Raw genomic sequence first — 18,536 nt, 5'->3', positions numbered from 1 at the left:
CTCCATGCGCGCGACCTCGGCCTGAAGCCGCGCCAGATCGGCGCTGAGCGCGGCGTGGTCGGCGGTGATCTCGACCCGGCGGAAGACGCCGTAGTCGCCCTGAACGGCGGCGAAGGTGAAATAGACCGCCATTGCGAAACAGGCTCCGAAAAACAGGAGCGCACCTAGGGCGGGGCGGGAAGTCTGGCTGGTCATCTGTCTGGGGTCTGCTCTGCGCTGTCTCTGCCTCGGGTCGCGCCCTTTGCGGGCGTCTGGGGCGACTGTGCCACAGGCGATTCGCGCTGTGAATGGCTTTCTGGCCCCGGGCCGGTGTTTTGCCCGGCCCTGTGACCCGAGGGTGACGGCGGCGTGACGTCACGGTTTTCTGGCGCCGCCGGTGGGCGATGTGCAAGGCTGTGGCGGGTGTCGAGGGAGGAAGAGACATGAGCGGATCTGCGGCGTCGAGCCAGTTGGAAAGCCACGAGGTGCACAACCAGCCCGAGGCGCGTCAGCCCGGCAACCTGTGGCACGAGGATCTGCCGCTGCGCGAGGCGGCGCTCGCCTCCGGGGCGCGGGCGGATCACCTCGAGCGGGCCGGCGGCGTCATCGGCAGCGCCGCCAACCGCCATGCCGGGGAAGAGGCGCGGCGCGATCCGCCGCGGCTGAAGCTTTTCGACAACGGCGGGCGGCGGCTGGACGAGGTCGCCTTTCACCCCGGCTATCACCAGGTGATGGCGGCGGGGCTGGAGAGCGGCTATGCCGCCGTGGCCTGGGACGGTCAGGCGGGCGGCCATGCCACCCATGCGGCGCTGGTCTATTACCAGATGCAGGTCGAGCCCGGGGCCGGCTGCCCGATGACCATGACCTATGCCGCGGTGCCGGCGCTGCGCCATGATCGCGGGCTGTATGACATCTGGGCGCCGAAACTGACCTCGGGGCTTTACGATCCCTCGACCCGGCCCATTGGCGACAAGCCGGGGGCGACGCTGGGCATGGCGATGACCGAGAAGCAGGGCGGCTCGGACGTGCGCGCCAACAGCACCAAAGCGATGCGCGAGGGCAATCATTACCGGCTGCGCGGCCACAAGTGGTTCTGTTCGGCGCCGATGAGCGACGGTTTCCTGACCCTGGCCCAGGCCAAAGAGGGGCTGACCTGTTTCCTGGTGCCGCGCTGGCTGGAGGGAGAGCGCAACGCGATCCGGCTGCAGCGGCTTAAGGCGAAGCTGGGCAATGTTGCCAATGCCAGTTCCGAGATCGAATATCACGATGCGCTGGCCTGGCGGCTGGGCGGTGAGGGCGACGGGGTGCGCACCATTATCGAGATGGTGCATCACACCCGGCTTGACACGGCGATTGCCCCGGCGGCCTTGATGCGGGCGGCGCTGGCCGAGGCGCATCACTGGGTGACCTATCGCTCGGCCTTTCAGCGGCGGTTGATCGACCAGCCCTTGATGCGGCAGGTGCTGGCCGATCTGGCGCTGGACTGGGAAGGCGCGCTGGCGGTGGCGATGTTCATGGCCGAGGCTTTTGATCGCGAGGATGACCCGTCGCGCGCGCTGGCGCGGATTGGCGTGGCTTTGGCCAAATACCTGTCGAACAAACGCTGTATCAGCGTGGTCGGCGAGGCTTTGGAGGTCTTGGGCGGCATGGGCTATGTGGAAGATACGCCGATGCCGATGCTCTATCGCGAGGCGCCGTTGAACTCGATCTGGGAAGGCTCGGGCAATGTGATCTGTCTCGACATCCTGCGCACCCTGGCGCGCGAGCCGCTGGCGGCTGAGGCCTTGCATGAGGTGCTGGATGGCGCCAGGGGGCGGGATGCGCGGTTTGACGCCGCGCTGGAGCAGCATCGGTCGCGTTGGAAGGCGATCCCGCCCGAGGGAGAGGCGCGCTGGTTTGCCGAAAGCCTCGGCAATCTGCTGACCGCAGCGGCCTTGATGCGCACGGCGCCCGATGCGGTGGTCGCGGGCTATGTCACCAGCCGGCTTGAAGGCAATCGCGGGCAATTGGCGGGCACCGTGGCGGGGCTCGACACCGAAGCCATCCTTGCGCGGCTGGGCCCCGGCGGCTGAGGCTTTGCAAGCGGCGTCGCCTCGTATAGGGTCCGGCGACCGCGACCCTGCCGAAAGCCGACGAGACCCCGGATGCCCGATTTTGCCCTGTTGATCTCTCCCGCCGCCGGCGCGGCCTATTTCGCCGATGTCCGGGAGGTGGCGCTGGCCGAGATTGCCGGGCTGGCCGGGGTCGAGGTCGGCGATATCGAAACCCGGGGCGGCATGGAGTTCCTGCGGCTCACATGCGCCGAAACCCGGATCACCGACCTGTTGCGGCTGTCCTTTGCCCAGGGGGTGTTTCAGATCGAGGAGGGCAAATGGGCCCCGGTCGAGGGCGGCGCAGGGTTTCTGCTGCACGAGGATTTCGTCAGCGGCGAAAAATACCGGGGCAAGACCAATGAAATGCTGACCCGGATGCTGATAAATCTGGCTCTGCAAGAGGCAGACACGGGCGCCGCGAAGCCGCGGCTTTTGGATCCGATGTGCGGGCGGGGCACCTCCTTGTTCTGGGCCATGCGGTTTGGCCTGTCGGCCACCGGCATCGAGCAAGACGGCGCTGCGCTGAACGAGATCCGGCGCGGCCTTAAGAAATGGACCAAGCTGCACCGCCAGAAACATAAATTGGTCGAGGGCTGGGTGCAGAAATCCAACAAGAAGGGCGTCGGCAAATACCTCGACTTCATGGCCGAGGGGCAGGTGGCGCGGGTCATCACCGGCGACACGGTGAATGCCCGCGATCTGGTCGGGCGCAGGCCGTTTGACCTGCTGGTCACCGACATTCCCTATGGGGTGCAGCATATGGGCGGGGCCGATGGCGCGCGCAGCCCGCTGGCCACCATCGAGGCGGCGGCGCCCGGTTGGGCGGCCTGTCTCGCCCCCGGGGGGGTGATGGCGATCGCCTTCAACAGCTATATTCCCAAGCGCGCCCGGATGGAGGCGGCCTTTGAGGGGCTGGATCTGCAGGTTCTGAAAAGAAACGTCGCGCACAGGATGAGTGAATCCATTCTGCGCGACGTGCTGTTGCTGCGGAAAAACCGCTAATTCACAGGTGGTTAGCCCGCGACCGAGGCATCATAGATGCTGTCGATCGAGCCTTCGATCATGGCGTTGAACGCATCGTCGCTTTGCTGGGCCGACAGGCCTTCGGTCAGGGCGCGCGAGAAAGAGGCGATCATGCCGGTGTTGGTCGAAAGGCGCTGGTTGGCCTCGTCACGGCTGTAGCCGCCCGACAGCGCCACGACACGCATCACGCGCGGGTGATCGACCAGCGGCTTATAGTGGTTGGCGGTCTCGGGCAGGGTCAGCTTCAGCATCACCTGCTGGCTTTCCGGCAGCGCGTCCAGCGCCGAGGTCAGCTCGGACAGAAGGATGGCCTCGGCCTCGGCCTTGTCGGCGATCGAAATGGTCACCTCGGGTTCGATGATCGGCATCAGCCCGTGGCCGAGGATCTGTTCGCCGATCATGAACTGCTGGGCCACCACGGCGCGGATGCCGGCCGGGTTTGCGGCCGAGATCACCGAGCGCATCTTGGTGCCGAAGATGCCCTTGGCGACGGCGCGCTCGCAGAGCGTGTCCAGCTCGGGCATCGGCTTCATCATCTGGACGCCGTTTTCCTCGGCCTCAAGACCCTTGTCGACCTTCAGGAAGGGCACCACGCCGCGCTGTTCCCAGAGGTAGGTGGCGGTGGGGGTGCCGTCGATCTCGCGGTCCATGGTCATTTCGAACAGGATCGCGCCGACCACCTTGTTGCCGGTAAAGGCCGGGGCGGCGGCGATGCGGGCGCGCATGGCGTGGATCAGGTCGTACATCTCGGCGTCCGAGCCGTAGCCGGTTTCCTCGATGCCGTAGAGGCGCAGCGCCTTGGGGGTCGACCCGCCGCTCTGGTCAAGGGCGGCGATGAAGCCGGCGCCGGAGGTCATCTGATCGGTTTGTGCTTGTTTGGACATGGGTTCCGCCCTTGGAAATATGCAGGTTTGGTCGGTGAAAAAGGCTCGCCCCGCTTCTAAGCGAGCGGGGCGGGGGTTGCAATCGTGGTGGCGCTAACGCCTGGCTGTGGCCGCAATCGGGGCGTGCAAGGGGCCTTTGGGCGATGCGCGCCGCCGGATGGCCGGCCTCGGGCTACTGGATCAGCGCCGCGACGCCGGGCAGGGTCTTGCCTTCCATCCATTCAAGGAAGGCACCGCCGGCGGTCGAGATATAGCTGAAATCGGTGCCCGCGCCCGAAGCGTTGAGCGCCGCCACGGTGTCACCGCCGCCGGCGACCGAGATCAGCTTGCCGCTGCGGGTCAGCGCGGCGGCCTGCAGCGCGGCGGCATTGGTGGCGGTGTCGAAGGGCTCGATCTCGAAGGCGCCGAGCGGGCCGTTCCAGATCAGCGTCTGGCTGGCCTTCAGAACCGCGGCGATGGCGGCAACGCTTTCGGGGCCGGCATCAAGGATCATCGCGTCCTCGGGGCATTGGCCCAGCGGCAGGATCTCGTGATCGGCATTGGCCTCGAACTTGCGCGCCACCACCACGTCGCGCGGCAACAGGATGGTGCAGCCGGTGGTCTTGGCCTTTTCCATGATCTCGCGGGCGGTGCCGGTCATCAGCCGCTCGGCCAGGGAAATGCCGATCGGCACATCCTGCGCGGCCAGAAAGGTGTTGGCCATGCCGCCGCCGATCACCAGCGTGTCGACCTTTTCGATGAGGTTCGACAAAAGCTCGAGCTTGGTCGAGACCTTGGCCCCGCCGACCACCGCGGTGACCGGGCGCCGCGGCTTGCCGAGGGCGCTTTCCAGCGCCTGCAACTCGGCCTGCATCAGGCGGCCGGCACAGGCCGGCAGCAGCCGGGCCAGGGCCTCGGTCGAGGCATGGGCGCGGTGGGCGGCCGAGAAGGCATCGTTGCAATAGACATCGCCAAGCCGCGCCATGCCGGCGGCCAGCTCGGGGTCGTTCTTGGTCTCGGCGGCGTGGAAGCGGGTGTTTTCCAGCAGCAGCACCTGACCGTCCTGAAGGGTTTCGGCGGCCAGTTCGGCGGCCGGGCCGACACAGTCGGCGGCAAACTGCACCCGGGTCTCGAAGGCGCGTTCCAGCGTCGGCACAAGCTGGCGCAGCGACAGGTTCTCGCGGCGCTCGCCCTTGGGGCGGCCGAAATGCGCCAGCAGGATCGGCCGGCCACCGGCGGCGAGAATGTCTCGCACCGTAGGAGAGATGCGGCGGATACGGGTGCTGTCGGTCACCACCCCTTCGACGATCGGCACGTTGATGTCGACCCGCACCAGAACGCGCTTGCCGTTCAGTTCCATGTCATCAAGTGTTTTCCAGCCCATAATGCCTCTCCGACGGTCAAAATTGTTGCGCCCTTTCCTAAAGGAAACGGGCGGGGGGTCAATGCGCTCTCTTGGCATTCGCGGCGGCGGTGATTAACTATCGCGCAAACAGTCAGACAGGAGAGCCAGATGGCCGAGATCAAAGACCCCGAAAACACCATCCTGATGGAACTGAAGGACGGCACCGTCGTCATCGAGCTCCTGCCCGACGTGGCCCCCGGCCACAGCGCGCGGATGAAGGAGCTGGCGCGCTCGGGTCAATATGACAACGTCGCCTTTCACCGGGTGATCGACGGTTTCATGGCGCAGACCGGCGACGTCGCCAACGGCAACATGGAAAAGGACTTCAACCTGCGCATGGCCGGCACCGGCGGCTCGGACCTGCCCAACCTCAAGGCCGAGTTCTCGAAGCTGCCGCATGATCGCGGCACCCTGGGCGCCGCCCGCAGCCAGATGCCCGACAGCGCCAATTCGCAGTTCTTCATCAACTTCAAGGACAACCATTTCCTCAATGGCCAATACACCGTCTACGGCCGCGTCATCGAGGGCATGGAGCATGTCGACGCCATCACCCGGGGCGAGCCGCCTGCCAGCCCCGACCGCATGGTGTCGGTGAAAGTGGCCGCAGATGTCGATGCGTAAGCTCGCCTTTGCCCTGTCGCTGATGGCCAGCCCTGCGCTGGCCACCGGCCTCCAGATCGAGATCGAGGGCGAGGCCAATGGCACCGTGACCATTGATCTGTTCGAAGACGTGGCCCCGAACCACGTTGAGCAGATCACTGCTCTGGCCGCCGAAGGCGCTTATGACGGGGTGGTCTTCCACCGCGTGATCGAGGGTTTCATGGCGCAGACGGGTGATGTGCAATACGGCAAGCTGGGCAATGATCTCAGCTATGCCGGACGGGGCAAGTCGGAGCGTGCGAACCTTGCGGCCGAGTTCTCGGACATTCCCTATGACCGGGGCATCGTCGGCATGGCGCGCTCGCAGCACCCGGACTCGGCCAATGCGCAGTTCTTCATCATGTTCGCGCCGGGGCATTTCCTCAATGGCCAGTACACCGTGGTCGGCAAGGTCACGGCGGGCATGGAGGTGGTCGACGCGATCAAGCTTGGCAAGGGCGGCAACGGCGCGGTGATCGGCCGCCCCGACCTGATGAAAACGGTCACGGTGACCGAGTAAAGACGCTTCAAACACGTCGTTTGGGTGCGTCCTGGGCCGTTTCAACCAGAAATTCCGCTGACGCGACTTGCGGGTCGCGTCAGCGTAGCCGCCGTGATCGTTCGGGCGCGAAAAGGATCAATCACCCAACGGAAAGATGCGAAAAGCGGTCACTTCCGTACGAATACATCGCTGAGTTCACCCTTTCCCTTGTTGCGTTTGGACTGCAGCTGCGTGCCGTTGGTGTAGACGACCTGACAATCGGTTCCGAGCTCGTTCTTCCCGAGGATGATGTTGCGGCAGAAATAGCGCCCCTGCCAGTTCCAGGCACCGCGCAGTTTTTCCTTGTTGAAACGCCCGACCATGGTGCCATCGGCATTGGATCGCACCCAATTGCCATGTTCGTCATAGAACTTGTGGCCCACGACCATTGCGCGATAGTCGTCTTCATTGGTGATTTTATTCAGTGATTGTGCGTTGGCTGGATTGGCGAGAACCATCGCCGATGCGAGGATTGAAATCGTTGCAAAACGCATGTCTTGTCTCCTAAATCTGCTGTTTGAATGCGTTCAGGGTATCACGAAGTCGTGCCCGATCAAAGCGCCTGCCATTGTGCACGAAGTTTCACATCTGCGTGCTGCGGATAGCTTTTGCTCTGGTTTGACCGCATCTTGGCGGAGATTGGAGGAATGCGATGATTTTCAGGGCGCTCAAGGCAGCAACGATCATGGTGGTTCTGGCCGGCGGTGCCGGGGCCAACCCGGATTTCTGGAAACATGAATGGCCCGAGACCGATTTCTCGGTGACCTCGGTCGCATCATGGTCCGAGATCCTTTCGGGCGGGCCGGCCAAGGACGGCATCCCGGCGCTCAGCGATCCGCAGTTCATCCGCGCCGGCGAGGAAAGCCGCATCGGCGATCGCGAGCCGGTGATCACGGTCGAGATCGAGGGCGCCGCGCCGCGCGCCTATCCGCTGCGCTACCTGACCTGGCACGAGATCGTCAATGACACGGTGGGCGGCATGCCGATCGCGGTGACCTTCTGTCCGTTGTGCAATTCGGCGCTGACCTTTGATCGGCGTCTTGGAGGGCGGGTGCTGACGCTGGGCGTGTCGGGCAAGCTGCGCAATTCCGACATGGTGATGTATGACCGCGAGACCCAGAGCTGGTGGCAGCAGGCGCTGGGGCGGGCGATCGTGGGCGAGCTGACCGGCGCCGAACTGGCGCTGGTGCCCAGCTGGATGGAGGGCTGGGACCAGTTCCGTGCCCGCAACCCCGAGGGGCTGGTGATGGCCGAGCCGGCCTATAACCGGCGCTACGGGCGCAACCCCTATGCCGGCTATGACAGTTCCAAACGGCCGTTTCTCTATAATGGCGAGCTGCCGCCGCACGGGATCGCGGCCTTGTCGCGCGTGGTGCGGGTCGGGGACCGGGCCTGGCCGTTGCAGCGCCTGCGCGAGACCGGAGTGCTGCGCGAAGCCGGGGTCGAGATCAGCTGGGTTGCAGGGCAGGCCTCGGCGCTGGACAGTGGCAACATGGCCAAGGGGCGCGATGTCGGCTCGATCCGGGTGCGCGACGCGCAGGGGCGCGACCTGGCCCATGACGTGATGTTCGCCTTTGCCTTTCATGCCTTCTGGCCCGAGGGGCGGTGGATGCTGGGTGAGTGACCGCCGGGGCGGCAATTCAGCCCGGCGACACCCTGACGAGGCCATGAAAAACGCCGCCCCGTAACGAGGCGGCGTTGGAATGTCGCAGGCGCAGCCGCAGCTGCGGGTCCAGAGCTTTAGGCGCTGGCCTTGGGGGCGGCGGGCTTGGCCACCGGCGCGGCGGCGGACTTTTTGGTCAGCGGGTCGTCCTGACGCTGCACCGAGCCTTCGAAATGGGCGCCGCTCTCGATGGCGATGGTCTTGTGGATGATGTCGCCTTCGACGCGGGCGGTCGAGGTCAGGCGCACCTTGAGGCCGCGCACGCGGCCGACGATGCGGCCGTTGACGACCACGTCATCGGCGATCACCTCGCCCTTGATCGTGGCGCTTTCGCCGACGGTCAGAAGATGGGCGCGGATGTCGCCCTCGACGGTGCCTTCGACCTGAATGTCGCCGGTGGTTTTCAGATTGCCCGAGATATGCAGGTCCGAGGACAGGATCGAGGCCGGCGGCTTGGCCTTGGGCGGCGGCGCCTTGAAGTCGCTCGCGGGTTTCTGCGGGGCGGCGGCGGGCGCCGGGGCGGGCTTGGCCGGTTCTGCGGGTTTGGGTTCGTTGATCTTGCTCTTAGAAAACATTTCGTCCAGCCTTGATAAATTTCATCGGGTTCACCGCGCTTCCGTTCTTGCGCACCTCATAGTGCAGATGGGTGCCGGTGGATCGTCCGGAATTGCCCATATCACCAATATGATCGCCAAGCGAGACCCTTTGTCCGACCTTCACGCGGATTTTCGCCAAGTGGGCATAGCGGGTCTCGATGCCGAACTCGTGCTGGATCTTGATCAGGCGACCATAGCCCGACAGCCAGTCGGCATGGGTGACCACGCCGTCGGCGGTGGCATAGATCGGGGTGCCGTGGCGGGCGGCGAAATCGGTGCCCTTGTGCATCCGCCCCCAGCGCATGCCATAGCCGCTGGTATAGCGGAAGGCGCTTTTCAGCGGGCTCGAAAAGGGGAGGGTCTCGGCGGCGATGCGGTACATGTTGAGCTGGTCCATCTGGTCCAGCAGCGAATTGGCGCGCAGGGTGTCCTCGGTCAGCTCGCCGCCCTTGGTCGAAAAGGCCAGCGGCATCAGCGGGCCGCCCTGACCGTTATAGCCGCGCCGCACTTCCTTGAGCAGCGCGTCGGTGTCCATGCCGGCTGCCTTGAACATGGTTTCCAGAGGCTCGACGGAAATCGTCATCGCGTCTTCGAGCTGGCGGAAGATCTGGTCGTTCTTCTCTGCCATCAGCGCCATCTCGAGCTGCATCTCGCGGGCCGCATCAAGCGCTGCCTGCGCGTCCTGAAGCACCTGGTCGCGCTCGGCGGCGGTGTCGGCGAGAACCGCCGAAAGCGTGCCCACCATGTCGTCGTTCAGCGGCGAGGCTCCGGCCTCGGCCGGATCCTTGCGGCTCGCGTCATTGCGCAGCGCCGCGATTTCGCTAAGGGCGCTTTCGCGTTCCTTCATGGTGCGGCGCAGGGTCGACTGGATGACCTCGACGCCGGTTTCCAATTCGCGGCGGCGCGATTCCGAGGCCAGAAGCTCGGATTGCATGGCCGAGATCTGGTCGAGGGCCGAGTTGAAGCGCTGCTGTGCCGCCAGCGCCTCTTCGGTGCGCGCGTCGCGCTCTTGCGAGAGATCATTGAGACGCAGCTCATAGGTCTGCTGGTCGCGCCGTGCCTGTTCGCGGAAATTGCCGGCGCCGATCGAATCCATCAGCAGGATCGCGGTGGCGATGATCGTCCAGGCGATGATCGAGGTGCCGCCGACGAAGGCCAGAAGCTGCGTCGAGGGCCGCAGGCGGATGAAGCGGGTGTCCTCTTCCGAGCGCAGGAACAGCCGACGTTCCGGAAAAAAGCGCTCGAGAAGCGTGTGAATTCTGATCGCCAGACGTGAACGCACGTGTCTTTGTCCCCAGTCCCATCCCGGTTTTCCGGGCTTCTGTCCTGTCCCGGCCCGGATTTATTAACGATTGCCCGACTTTGGGGCAAGGTCTTTGCGCCGGCCCGGCCAAGGGCCGTGCGCCGCGCCGGGCGGCGATCGGCGGCGACCTGCCGATCCGGCAGCGGTGCCGGGGGCCGGCGACCGCGAAATGCGGGTCGGGTCGGGGGCTAGGGGCGTTCGCGCCGCGGCGTTTCCTCGGCCAGGGGCCAGTAGAAATCGGGCGGCAGCCCGGCCTCGGCGCGCTTTTCCTCGTTGAAGGGCGGTTTCAGCGCCGAGTGGAAATAGCGCCGCACAAGGGCGTGGAAAATTTCCTTCGGATCCCGGTCATGACGGCCGCAGAGAAAGTGGAACCATTTCGAGCCATAGGCGACATGGCCGACCTCTTCGGCATAGATCACCTCGAGCGCGGCGACGGTGTCGCTTTCGCCGGCCTGGCGGAAAATCTCGATCATGCCCGGGGTGACGTCGAGGCCGCGCGCCTCGAGCACCATCGGCACCACCGCCAGCCGGCCCATGAAATCCCCGGCCGTGTCCTCGGCGGCGCGCCACATGCCGGCATGGGCGGGCAGGGCGCCGTAATGGCTGCCCATCGCCTCGAGGCAGTCACAGACCAGATTGAAATGCTTGGACTCCTCGTCCGCCGCCTTGACCCAGTCGTCATAAAAGCCCGGCGGCATCGGGGTGGCGGCAAAACGGGCGATGATGTCCCAGTGCAGGTCGACGGCGTTCAGTTCGATATGGGCCACCGCATGCAGCAGCGCGATGCGCCCCTGCGGGCTGCCGGGGCGGCGGCGCGGCACGTCGCGCGGCGACAGCAGTTCGGGTTTGGTGGGGCGCGCCGGCTGCAAGGGGGGCGTGGCCGCGCCGATCTCGGGCGCGGTCCCGGCGGCGCGCGCGGCAAACCAGGCCGCGGCATGCTGGTGGCTGAGCGCGGTCTTGGCGCGGCCGTCGGCGGTGGTCAGCACCTCGACCGCCATCTGCGAAAGGGTCTTGCCGCTCACAGCGCCCGCACCGCCTCGAGCACCTCTTCGACATGGCCCGCCACCTTCACCCTGCGCCAGATGCGGGCGATCGTGCCGGCCTCGTCGATCAGGAAGGTCGACCGCTCGATTCCCATGAAGGTCTTGCCGTACATCTTTTTCTCTTTCCACACGCCATAGCGTTCGCAGACATCGCTGTTGGCGTCCGACAAGAGCGGGATCGCGAGGTCCTTCTTGGCGATAAACCGCTCATGCGAGGCCATGTCGTCCTTGGAGATGCCGTAGATCTCGGCGCCGGCGTCGGCAAAGGCCGCGCGCGCCTCGGAAAAGCCGATCGCCTGTTTGCTACAGCCCGCCGTGTTGTCGCGCGGGTAGAAATACAGCACCAGCTTGCGGCCCTGCATGGCCGACAGCGCAAAGGTGGTCCCGTCCGAGGACGGCAGCGAAAAACCGGGGGCTGGATCGGACTGTTCAAGCATCTTGAGATTCCTCGATTTAGACAGGCATAACGTATAGGGAGGGCTTGGACGAGCAAGCCCCATTCGCAGCAGACGAGGATCGCGGTGTCAGAACCCGAAATTCCCGCCCCCGATACCCGCCCCCGGACGCGCCGCGGGCGGCGGGTCGGCCTGTGGCTCCTGCTCAGCCTCGGCGGGTTGGCGGCGGTGCTGGCGCTGGTGCTTTTCGCGCTGATCGGCCGGCCGCTGAACGTGCCCGGCTGGGCCGCCAGCCGGGCCGAGATGCTGCTGGCGCGGCAGATGCCGCATATGGACCTCGATATCGGCGAGATGTCGGTGGTGATCGAGGACGGGCTGCGGCCGCGCATCCGCGCCCGGGCGCTGCAGCTGCGCGAGCGCGACAGCTCGAGCGCCATCGCGCTGGAAGAGGTCGACATCACCCTGTCGATGCGCGATCTGCTGCGGCGCCGGCTGGGCCTGCGCGACGTGCGCGTGACCGGGGTCTTCGTCAGCCTGCACCGGCTGGCGGACGGCGCCTTCAACATCTCCTTCGGTCCCGCCGACGGCCCGCTGGGGCCGATCGACGCCCGCGCCACGCTGGCCAATTTCGGCACCCAGATGGCGGCGCTGCTCGATCTGCCGCTGCTGGCGCCGCTCGAGAACGTGCGTGTCGACGCGCTGCATCTGCGCTATGAGGATGTGCGCGCCGGGCGCGGCTGGTCGATCGATGGCGGCCGGGCGCGGCTGCGCCGGCGTGGCGACGCGGTGTCGATCTCGGCCAATATGGTGGCGCTGGGGGCGCGCTCCTATGTCTCCTCGCTGGAAATGACGGTGGAAACCTCGCTCAGCAGCAACATGTCGCAGTTCGGCCTCACCTTCGAGGACATGCCAGCGGCCGATATCGCCTCGCAGTCGCCGGCGCTGGCCTGGCTGGCGATCCTCGAGGCACCGATCTCGGGCGCGCTGCGGGCGGCGACCGAGGGTGACGGGGTGCTGGGGCCGACCGCCGTCGCCTTGCAGATCGGCGCCGGCGCCCTGCAACCCGACGACCGGGTGCGCCCGGTGCCGTTCCGCGCCGCGCATACCTATCTGACCTATGATCCGGCCGGCCAGACCCTGACCCTGGACGAATTCGCGCTCGAGGCCGACCTGGTCTCGGCCCAGGCCCATGGCAAGGCGGTGCTGGGCGGCATGGAGCGGGGGGTGCCCGACGAGATGGTGGTGCAGCTCGAGTTCACCAAGCTCGAGGTCAACCCCAACCGGCTGGCCGACAGCCCGATCGCGCTCGAGGGCGCCTTTGCCGATTTCCGCCTGCGACTGGATCCTTTCGAACTGACCCTGGGCCAGCTGGTGCTGTCGCAGCAGGGTCAGCGCCTGAGCCTGAAGGGGCGCATGTCGCCGGATCAGGAAGACTGGGACTACCGGCTCGACGGTGCCATGACGCGGCTGGAAAAGGAGGCGGTGCTGGGGGTCTGGCCCGAGGGCGTCAAGACACGGCTGCGCGACTGGATCGCCCAGAACATCCACGCCGTCAATCTCGAGGACATCACCCTGGCGCTGCGCTCGCGTCGCCAGGCGCCGCCCGATCTTTATGCCGATTTCCAGTTCAGCGACCTGAAGATGCGCTTCATGAAGTCGATGCCGCCGCTCGAGGGCGGGCGCGGCAGCGCGGTGCTGATCGACAACCGGTTCACGGTCGGGGCTTCGGCCGGTCACGTGGTTGCCGAACAGGGCGGCCGGCTGGACATCGCCGGCACCCGTTTCGTGGTTCGCGACACCACCGTCAAAGAGGCGCCGGCACGGGTGCGGCTGGTGGCCGAGGGGCCGGTCACGGCGGCGCTGTCGCTGCTGGACCGGCCGCCCCTGTCGGTGATGGAAAAGGCGCGTCTGCCGGTCGATCTGGCCGAAGGCATCCTGCGCGCCTCGGGGCGGCTGGATCTGGCGCTGAAGAAGAAGATCAAGACCAGCGATGTCGCCTTTGACGTCGATTTCGACCTGCCCGGCGCGCGCAGCGATCATTTCATCGCCGACAAGCCGATCGTCGGCGACCTCAGGGGCAATGTCACCAACGAGCGGATCGTGATCGAGGGCCAGGGCCATGTCGGGCCGGTGCCGGTGAAGGCGCGCTGGGAATCGCCGCTTGGCCCCGGGCGCGACGGCCGCAGCCGGCTCAGCGGGCAGGCCGATCTCGGGGCGGTGGCGGTGGCGGCCTTTGCCCCGGGCTTCCCGGTCGCCGGCTTCAGTGGCCGGGCGCAGGGCGATTTCCGCATGGATTTCGCCCGCGACACGGCCCCGAGCTTTGCGCTGACATCGGATCTTGGCGGGCTGGCGATGGCGCTGGCGCCGCTGGGCTGGTCGAAACCGGCCGCCGAAACCGGGGAGTTCATGCTCGAGATGACCCTCGGGCGGCCGGCGCGGGTCGACCGTTTCACCTTTGAGGCGCCGGGGCTGGCCGCCGAGGGCGCGGTGCGGCTGCACGAGGGCGGCGGGCTCGACCGGGTGACGCTTGGGCAGGTCGAGGTCGGCAACTGGCTGAGCGGTGCCGGAGAGATCGTCGGCCGCGGCGGCGATGCGCCGCCCGAGATCCTGCTCACGGGGGGCAGTTTCGATCTCAGGGGGCTGCCCAAGGGGCAGGGCGGCGCATCGGGCAGCGGCGACGGCACCGCCATCGGACCGATCCGGGCCCGGCTTCAGAGGGTGCAGATCTCGGAAAGCTTCTATCTCAAGGATTTCACCGGCCAGTTCGAGGACCGGGGCGGGCTGACGGGCAGTTTTTCGGGCTCGTTCAACGGCATGGCGCCGGTGTTCGGAGAAATGGTGCCGCGCGGCGACCGCCAGGCCTTTCGCATCACCACCAATCGCGGCGGCGACGTCATCAACGCGCTGGGGATCGCCCGCACTTCGGGGCCGGGGGATCTGCTGCTGCACCTGACGCCGGGGCCGCAGGACGACAGCTATGACGGGGTGATGTCGATCCAGAACGTCAAGCTGCTGGACGCGCCGGCCTTTGCCGAACTCTTGAACGCGATCAGTGTCGTCGGGCTTCTGGACCAGCTGGCGGGGCCGGGCATCCTGCTGACCGAGATCGCCACCAAGTTCCGCCTTTCACCGGACCGGCTGGTGATTTCCGAAGCCAGCGCCGTCGGGCCCGGCATGGGTCTGTCGGCGGATGGGGTGGTGGATCTGGACAGCGGCCATGTCGACCTTCAGGGGGCGCTGACGCCGGTCTATTTCCTCAATTCCGTGGGGCGGGTGATTTCCAAGAAGGGCGAGGGGCTGCTGGCCTTTACCTATCAGGCGCGCGGCCACAAGGATGCGCTCGAGATCAGCGTCAATCCATTATCGGCCTTGACGCCCGGCTTCCTACGCGGGATTTTCCGGGCTCCGACCGGGGACCGGGCACCGCGCCAGCCCCCCGGCACAACCCACCCCTTGCCTGGCACCGTGACACAATGAAACTGACCGATTTCGATTTCGATCTGCCCGAGCGGCTGATCGCGACCCGCCCTGCGACCCCGCGCAGCTCGGCGCGGCTGCTGGTGGCGACGCCCGAGCGGATCAGCGACGCCCGTGTCACCGACCTCACAGACTGGCTGCGCCCCGGCGACCGGCTGGTCCTGAACGACACCAAGGTGATCCCGGCGCGGCTGAGCGGTTTCCGCAGCCGCAGCGGCGCGGCGGGCGAGACCCGCGCCAAGATCGAGGTCACACTGCTGGAGCCGCGCGCAGACGGATTGTGGAGCGCGCTGGTCAAGCCGCTGAAAAAGCTGCGCATCGGCGAAACCGTGCGCTTCTCGGACCGGCTGGCGGCCTGTCTCGAGGCCAAGGAGGAGGGCCAGGGCCTGTTGCGCTTCGATCTCGCCGGCGCCGATTTCGACGCCGCGCTGGCCGAGGCGGGCGCCATGCCGCTGCCGCCCTATATCGCCGCCAAACGCGCGGCCGATGCCCGCGACAAGACCGATTATCAGACCGTCTGGGCCCGCCATTCCGGGGCCGTCGCCGCGCCCACCGCCTCGTTGCATTTCGATGCGCCGCTGTTGCAGCGGCTGCACGACATGGGGGTGAGCTTTACCTATGTCACCCTGCATGTCGGCGCCGGCACCTTCCTGCCGGTCAAGGTCGAGGATGTCGCCAGCCACAAGATGCACGCCGAATGGGGCCGCGTCAGCCCCGACGCGGCGGCCGAGATCGCCGCCACCCGTGCCGCCGGAGGCCGGGTGATCCCGGTCGGCACCACGGCGCTGCGCCTGATCGAAAGCGCCGCGCGGGGCGGCGAGATCGCCCCCTGGGAGGGCGAGACCGACATCTTCATCTATCCGGGATTCGAATTCCGCGTCACCGATGCGCTGATGACCAATTTCCACCTGCCGAAATCGACCCTGATGATGCTGGTCTCGGCGCTGATGGGACAGGACAGGCTGCGGCGGATCTATGACCATGCGGTGGCCGAGGAATACCGGTTCTTTTCCTATGGCGACGCGTCGCTGCTGCTGCCCTGAAGCAGGGCGAGGCGGGCGGCCCGGCGCGGGCGCGATGCCGCTAATGTCGCCGGGGTGTCGCTGACAGAGCATACAGAGCTTGTTTTTACATGTGATCTGGGCGCTTATCGAATCTGAAGGGGGTCGCGATGTTTCAGTTCCTGTCAGGCGCATGGGCGCTGCTGCTCGGCATGATGCTGCTGATGCTGGGCAATGGTGTCCAGTCGACCCTGCTCGGGATCCGGGGCGAGATCGAGGGGTTTTCGACCTTCGAGATGTCGCTGGTGATGTCGGCCTATTTCATCGGCTTTCTCGGCGGATCGCGAATGGCGCCCGAGATGATCCGCCGGGTCGGTCACGTGCGGGTCTTTGCGGCGCTGGCCTCGTTCATCTCGGCGGTGATCATCCTGTATCCGACCTTTGCCAACCCCTGGGTCTGGGTCGTCGGCCGGGTGGTGATCGGCTTCTGTTTCTCGGGCGTCTACGTCACCGCCGAAAGCTGGCTCAACAATGCCGCGACCAACGAGAACCGTGGCCAGGCGCTGTCGCTCTATGTCATCGTGCAGATGATCGGGGTGGTCGCGGCCCAGGCGATCCTGCTCACCGCCGACCCCTCGGGCTATGTGCTGTTCGTGATCCCCTCGGTTCTGGTGTCGATCTCCTTCGCGCCGATCCTGCTCAGCATTTCGCCGACCCCGGCCTTCGAGGCCACCCAGCCGATGAGCCTGCGCGATCTGGTGCGCAACTCGCCGCTGGGCGCGGTCGGCATGTTCCTGCTTGGCGGCGTGTTCTCGGCCCAGTTCGGCATGTCGGCGGTGTTCGGCGCCGAGGTCGGGCTGTCGGTCAAGCAGATCTCGCTGTTCGTGGCCATGTTCTACGTCGGGGCGACGGTGATCCAGTACCCGCTGGGCTGGCTGTCGGACCGTATGGATCGCCGGGTGCTGGTCGCGATGGCCGGGCTCGTCGGCGGGCTCGGTGCCGTCACCGGCGTGGTTTTCGGCGACAACTTCATCCTGCTGCTGGTCGCCGCGACGCTGATCGGCGGGTTCTCGAACCCGCTTTATTCGCTGCTCATCGCCCATACCAACGATTTTCTCGACCACAAGGACATGGCCGCCGCCTCGGGCGGGCTGGTCTTCATCAACGGGCTGGGCGCGATCGCGGGTCCGGTTCTGACCGGCTGGATCATGGCGGTCACCGGCCCGTCCGGCTATTTCCTGTTCCTGGCGGCGCTGATGCTGGCCATTGCGGTCTATGCGGTCTATCGCATGACCGCCCGCGCCGCGATCGCCGTCGAGGACACCGGCAGCTATGCGCCGGTGCTGCCGACATCGTCCATGGTGGCGGTCGAAGCGGCGCAGGAATTCGCCATCGAGGCCGCGCAGGAGGAGGAAGAGCCGGGTTTCGTACAATAATATGTCGCGAATGTCGCATTTTTTTACTTAATAAAGTGCCATTCTCCCGTGTAACATTTTCATGTCACCGTGGTGGGGTGATCATTACAAGGAGTAAAGGGCAATGGCAGGGCCCGATGATATCTTGAAGTTCTGGCTCGACGAGGTCGGGCCGGAGGGTTGGTATGCGGTATCGGAAGATCTGGATCAGCAGATTCGCGACAGGTTCATGGACAGCTGGAAACGCGCCCAGGAAGGCAGTTTCGCACAGTGGCTGACCTATCCCAGCGGAGCGCTGGCCTATATCATCCTCAATGACCAGTTCTCGCGCAACATGTTCCGCGGCACGCACCGGGCTTTCGCCTCGGACAGGGCGGCGCTGGCGGCGGCCAAGGCGGCGATCCATCACAAGTGGGATCTGCGCATCGACGAGCCGGCGCGGCAGTTCTTCTATCTTCCGCTGATGCATTCCGAGAACCTCTGCGATCAGGAGCGCTGCGTGCGCATGATGCTGGAGAGGATGCCGGAATCCGGCAGGGCCAACCTGCTGCATGCCAAGGCGCATCGCGAGGTGATCCGGCTGTTCGGCCGCTTCCCCTATCGCAACGATGCGCTGGCGCGCAGCTATACCGGCCCCGAAAAGGCCTATATCGACCGCGGCGGCTATGGCCACACGGTCGAGACGCTGCAAAAGGCCAGCTGACGGCGGCGGCCCCGCCGGGGTCGCGACCGCGACCGCCTCGATCCCCGGCGCGGGCCGGGGCGGGCGGGGTGCAGGCCGCTCCGGGAGCGTATTCACCGCCCGGCCAAGCGGCCGCGTTGAAGTGGATTTCAAACTGATCTAGGCTGATCCCAAGCAACAAATCGGGAGAGGCAAATGGCATCCGGCAACTTCGATCTTATCGTGATTGGTGCGGGCCCGGGCGGCTATGTGGCGGCGATACGCGGCGCGCAGCTTGGCCTGAAAGTGGCGGTCGTCGAGCGCGAGCATCTGGGCGGCATCTGCCTCAACTGGGGCTGCATCCCGACCAAGGCGCTGCTGCGCTCTTCCGAGGTCTTCCACCTGATGCACCGCGCCAAGGAGTTCGGGCTCAGCGCCG

At 66.2% G+C, this 18,536-nt stretch carries 17 protein-coding genes; 10 read left to right on the top strand and 7 right to left on the bottom strand.

Annotated elements, in window-relative coordinates; all coding sequences use genetic code 11:
- Window positions 1-422 precede the first annotated feature (422 nt).
- Both ABZD10_RS05085 and ABZD10_RS05080 read left to right on the top strand, forming a co-directional pair.
- A complete protein-coding gene (locus tag ABZD10_RS05085; protein ID WP_372885050.1) occupies window positions 423-2,051 on the top strand; it encodes an acyl-CoA dehydrogenase family protein in 1,629 nt (542 codons plus the stop codon).
- A 72-nt stretch (window positions 2,052-2,123) separates the two neighbouring features.
- Window positions 2,124-3,074, top strand: a complete 951-nt coding sequence (locus ABZD10_RS05080; protein WP_372885048.1) for a TRM11 family methyltransferase — start codon at window positions 2,124-2,126, stop codon at window positions 3,072-3,074.
- An 11-nt stretch (window positions 3,075-3,085) separates the two neighbouring features.
- Here ABZD10_RS05080 and ABZD10_RS05075 read toward each other — a convergent pair whose 3' ends face one another.
- Together ABZD10_RS05075 and pgk are read right to left on the bottom strand one after the other, a co-directional pair.
- A complete protein-coding gene (locus tag ABZD10_RS05075; RefSeq protein ID WP_372885047.1) occupies window positions 3,086-3,979 on the bottom strand; it encodes a fructose bisphosphate aldolase in 894 nt (297 codons plus the stop codon).
- Between the two features lie 172 nt (window positions 3,980-4,151).
- Window positions 4,152-5,342, bottom strand: coding sequence for a phosphoglycerate kinase (gene pgk, locus ABZD10_RS05070; protein WP_372885046.1), 1,191 nt, complete (start codon window positions 5,340-5,342; stop codon window positions 4,152-4,154).
- 129 nt (window positions 5,343-5,471) lie between these two features.
- Here pgk and ABZD10_RS05065 point away from each other — a divergent pair, with 129 nt between their 5' ends.
- Entirely contained in the window at window positions 5,472-5,984 is a 513-nt protein-coding gene (locus tag ABZD10_RS05065; RefSeq protein ID WP_372885045.1) for a peptidylprolyl isomerase, read from the top strand.
- Entirely contained in the window at window positions 5,977-6,522 is a 546-nt protein-coding gene (locus ABZD10_RS05060; protein ID WP_372885052.1) for a peptidylprolyl isomerase, read from the top strand. Before ABZD10_RS05065 ends, ABZD10_RS05060 begins: the two co-directional genes overlap by 8 nt.
- Window positions 6,523-6,671: 149 nt before the next feature.
- Here the strand turns inward: ABZD10_RS05060 and ABZD10_RS05055 are convergent, their stop codons facing one another.
- A complete protein-coding gene (locus ABZD10_RS05055) occupies window positions 6,672-7,037 on the bottom strand; it encodes a hypothetical protein (protein ID WP_372885044.1) in 366 nt (121 codons plus the stop codon).
- Window positions 7,038-7,195: 158 nt separating this feature from the next.
- Between ABZD10_RS05055 and ABZD10_RS05050 the strand changes: the two genes are divergently transcribed.
- Complete coding sequence (locus ABZD10_RS05050; RefSeq protein WP_372885043.1) at window positions 7,196-8,167, top strand: DUF3179 domain-containing protein; 972 nt, start codon at window positions 7,196-7,198, stop codon at window positions 8,165-8,167.
- Window positions 8,168-8,283: 116 nt separating this feature from the next.
- Here the strand turns inward: ABZD10_RS05050 and ABZD10_RS05045 are convergent, their stop codons facing one another.
- From ABZD10_RS05045 to ABZD10_RS05030, 4 genes are all read right to left on the bottom strand, one after another.
- On the bottom strand, window positions 8,284-8,781 hold the full coding sequence (locus ABZD10_RS05045) for a polymer-forming cytoskeletal protein (protein ID WP_372885042.1): 498 nt from the start codon (window positions 8,779-8,781) through the stop codon (window positions 8,284-8,286).
- A complete protein-coding gene (locus tag ABZD10_RS05040) occupies window positions 8,771-10,084 on the bottom strand; it encodes a DUF5930 domain-containing protein (RefSeq protein ID WP_372885041.1) in 1,314 nt (437 codons plus the stop codon). The genes ABZD10_RS05045 and ABZD10_RS05040 overlap by 11 nt, the downstream gene beginning before the upstream one ends.
- A gap of 209 nt (window positions 10,085-10,293) precedes the next feature.
- Window positions 10,294-11,103, bottom strand: coding sequence for a ferritin-like domain-containing protein (locus ABZD10_RS05035; protein WP_372885051.1), 810 nt, complete (start codon window positions 11,101-11,103; stop codon window positions 10,294-10,296).
- Between the two features lie 20 nt (window positions 11,104-11,123).
- Complete coding sequence (locus tag ABZD10_RS05030) at window positions 11,124-11,585, bottom strand: peroxiredoxin (RefSeq protein WP_372885040.1); 462 nt, start codon at window positions 11,583-11,585, stop codon at window positions 11,124-11,126.
- 84 nt (window positions 11,586-11,669) lie between these two features.
- Here ABZD10_RS05030 and ABZD10_RS05025 point away from each other — a divergent pair, with 84 nt between their 5' ends.
- From ABZD10_RS05025 to ABZD10_RS05005, 5 genes are all read left to right on the top strand, one after another.
- On the top strand, window positions 11,670-15,020 hold the full coding sequence (locus ABZD10_RS05025) for a DUF3971 domain-containing protein (protein ID WP_372885039.1): 3,351 nt from the start codon (window positions 11,670-11,672) through the stop codon (window positions 15,018-15,020).
- Window positions 15,017-16,063 carry a tRNA preQ1(34) S-adenosylmethionine ribosyltransferase-isomerase QueA gene (gene queA / locus ABZD10_RS05020; RefSeq protein WP_372885038.1) on the top strand — a complete coding sequence of 349 codons (1,047 nt, stop codon included), beginning with the start codon at window positions 15,017-15,019 and terminating at the stop codon, window positions 16,061-16,063. The genes ABZD10_RS05025 and queA overlap by 4 nt, the downstream gene beginning before the upstream one ends.
- Window positions 16,064-16,191: 128 nt before the next feature.
- Window positions 16,192-17,457, top strand: coding sequence for an MFS transporter (locus tag ABZD10_RS05015; protein WP_372885036.1), 1,266 nt, complete (start codon window positions 16,192-16,194; stop codon window positions 17,455-17,457).
- A 103-nt stretch (window positions 17,458-17,560) separates the two neighbouring features.
- The gene (locus ABZD10_RS05010) at window positions 17,561-18,139 is read left to right on the top strand and encodes a DUF924 family protein (protein ID WP_372885033.1); all 579 of its coding nucleotides are present in this window, start codon (window positions 17,561-17,563) and stop codon (window positions 18,137-18,139) included.
- Between the two features lie 174 nt (window positions 18,140-18,313).
- Window positions 18,314-18,536, top strand: a 223-nt coding sequence (locus ABZD10_RS05005) for an FAD-dependent oxidoreductase (RefSeq protein WP_372885031.1), incomplete at its 3' end; no start/stop codon positions are given.

Origin of the sequence: Shimia sp. (assembly GCF_041624275.1) — a bacterium.
Taxonomy (GTDB): domain Bacteria; phylum Pseudomonadota; class Alphaproteobacteria; order Rhodobacterales; family Rhodobacteraceae; genus Shimia.
The sequence above is the reverse complement of the archived record's forward strand: the minus strand, read 5'-3'. Positions and strand labels throughout refer to the sequence as shown.

Excerpts from the sequence above, each read along its gene's own strand:
- ABZD10_RS05085 (WP_372885050.1), top strand. The coding sequence starts at position 423 with ATGAGCGGATCTGCGGCGTCGAGCCAGTTGGAAAGCCACGAGGTGCAC.
- ABZD10_RS05080 (WP_372885048.1), top strand. The coding sequence starts at position 2,124 with ATGCCCGATTTTGCCCTGTTGATCTCTCCCGCCGCCGGCGCGGCCTAT.
- ABZD10_RS05075 (WP_372885047.1), bottom strand. The coding sequence starts at position 3,979 with ATGTCCAAACAAGCACAAACCGATCAGATGACCTCCGGCGCCGGCTTC.
- pgk (WP_372885046.1), bottom strand. The coding sequence starts at position 5,342 with ATGGGCTGGAAAACACTTGATGACATGGAACTGAACGGCAAGCGCGTT.
- ABZD10_RS05065 (WP_372885045.1), top strand. The coding sequence starts at position 5,472 with ATGGCCGAGATCAAAGACCCCGAAAACACCATCCTGATGGAACTGAAG.
- ABZD10_RS05060 (WP_372885052.1), top strand. The coding sequence starts at position 5,977 with ATGCGTAAGCTCGCCTTTGCCCTGTCGCTGATGGCCAGCCCTGCGCTG.
- ABZD10_RS05055 (WP_372885044.1), bottom strand. The coding sequence starts at position 7,037 with ATGCGTTTTGCAACGATTTCAATCCTCGCATCGGCGATGGTTCTCGCC.
- ABZD10_RS05050 (WP_372885043.1), top strand. The coding sequence starts at position 7,196 with ATGATTTTCAGGGCGCTCAAGGCAGCAACGATCATGGTGGTTCTGGCC.
- ABZD10_RS05045 (WP_372885042.1), bottom strand. The coding sequence starts at position 8,781 with ATGTTTTCTAAGAGCAAGATCAACGAACCCAAACCCGCAGAACCGGCC.
- ABZD10_RS05035 (WP_372885051.1), bottom strand. The coding sequence starts at position 11,103 with ATGGCGGTCGAGGTGCTGACCACCGCCGACGGCCGCGCCAAGACCGCG.
- ABZD10_RS05030 (WP_372885040.1), bottom strand. The coding sequence starts at position 11,585 with ATGCTTGAACAGTCCGATCCAGCCCCCGGTTTTTCGCTGCCGTCCTCG.
- queA (WP_372885038.1), top strand. The coding sequence starts at position 15,017 with ATGAAACTGACCGATTTCGATTTCGATCTGCCCGAGCGGCTGATCGCG.
- ABZD10_RS05015 (WP_372885036.1), top strand. The coding sequence starts at position 16,192 with ATGTTTCAGTTCCTGTCAGGCGCATGGGCGCTGCTGCTCGGCATGATG.
- ABZD10_RS05010 (WP_372885033.1), top strand. The coding sequence starts at position 17,561 with ATGGCAGGGCCCGATGATATCTTGAAGTTCTGGCTCGACGAGGTCGGG.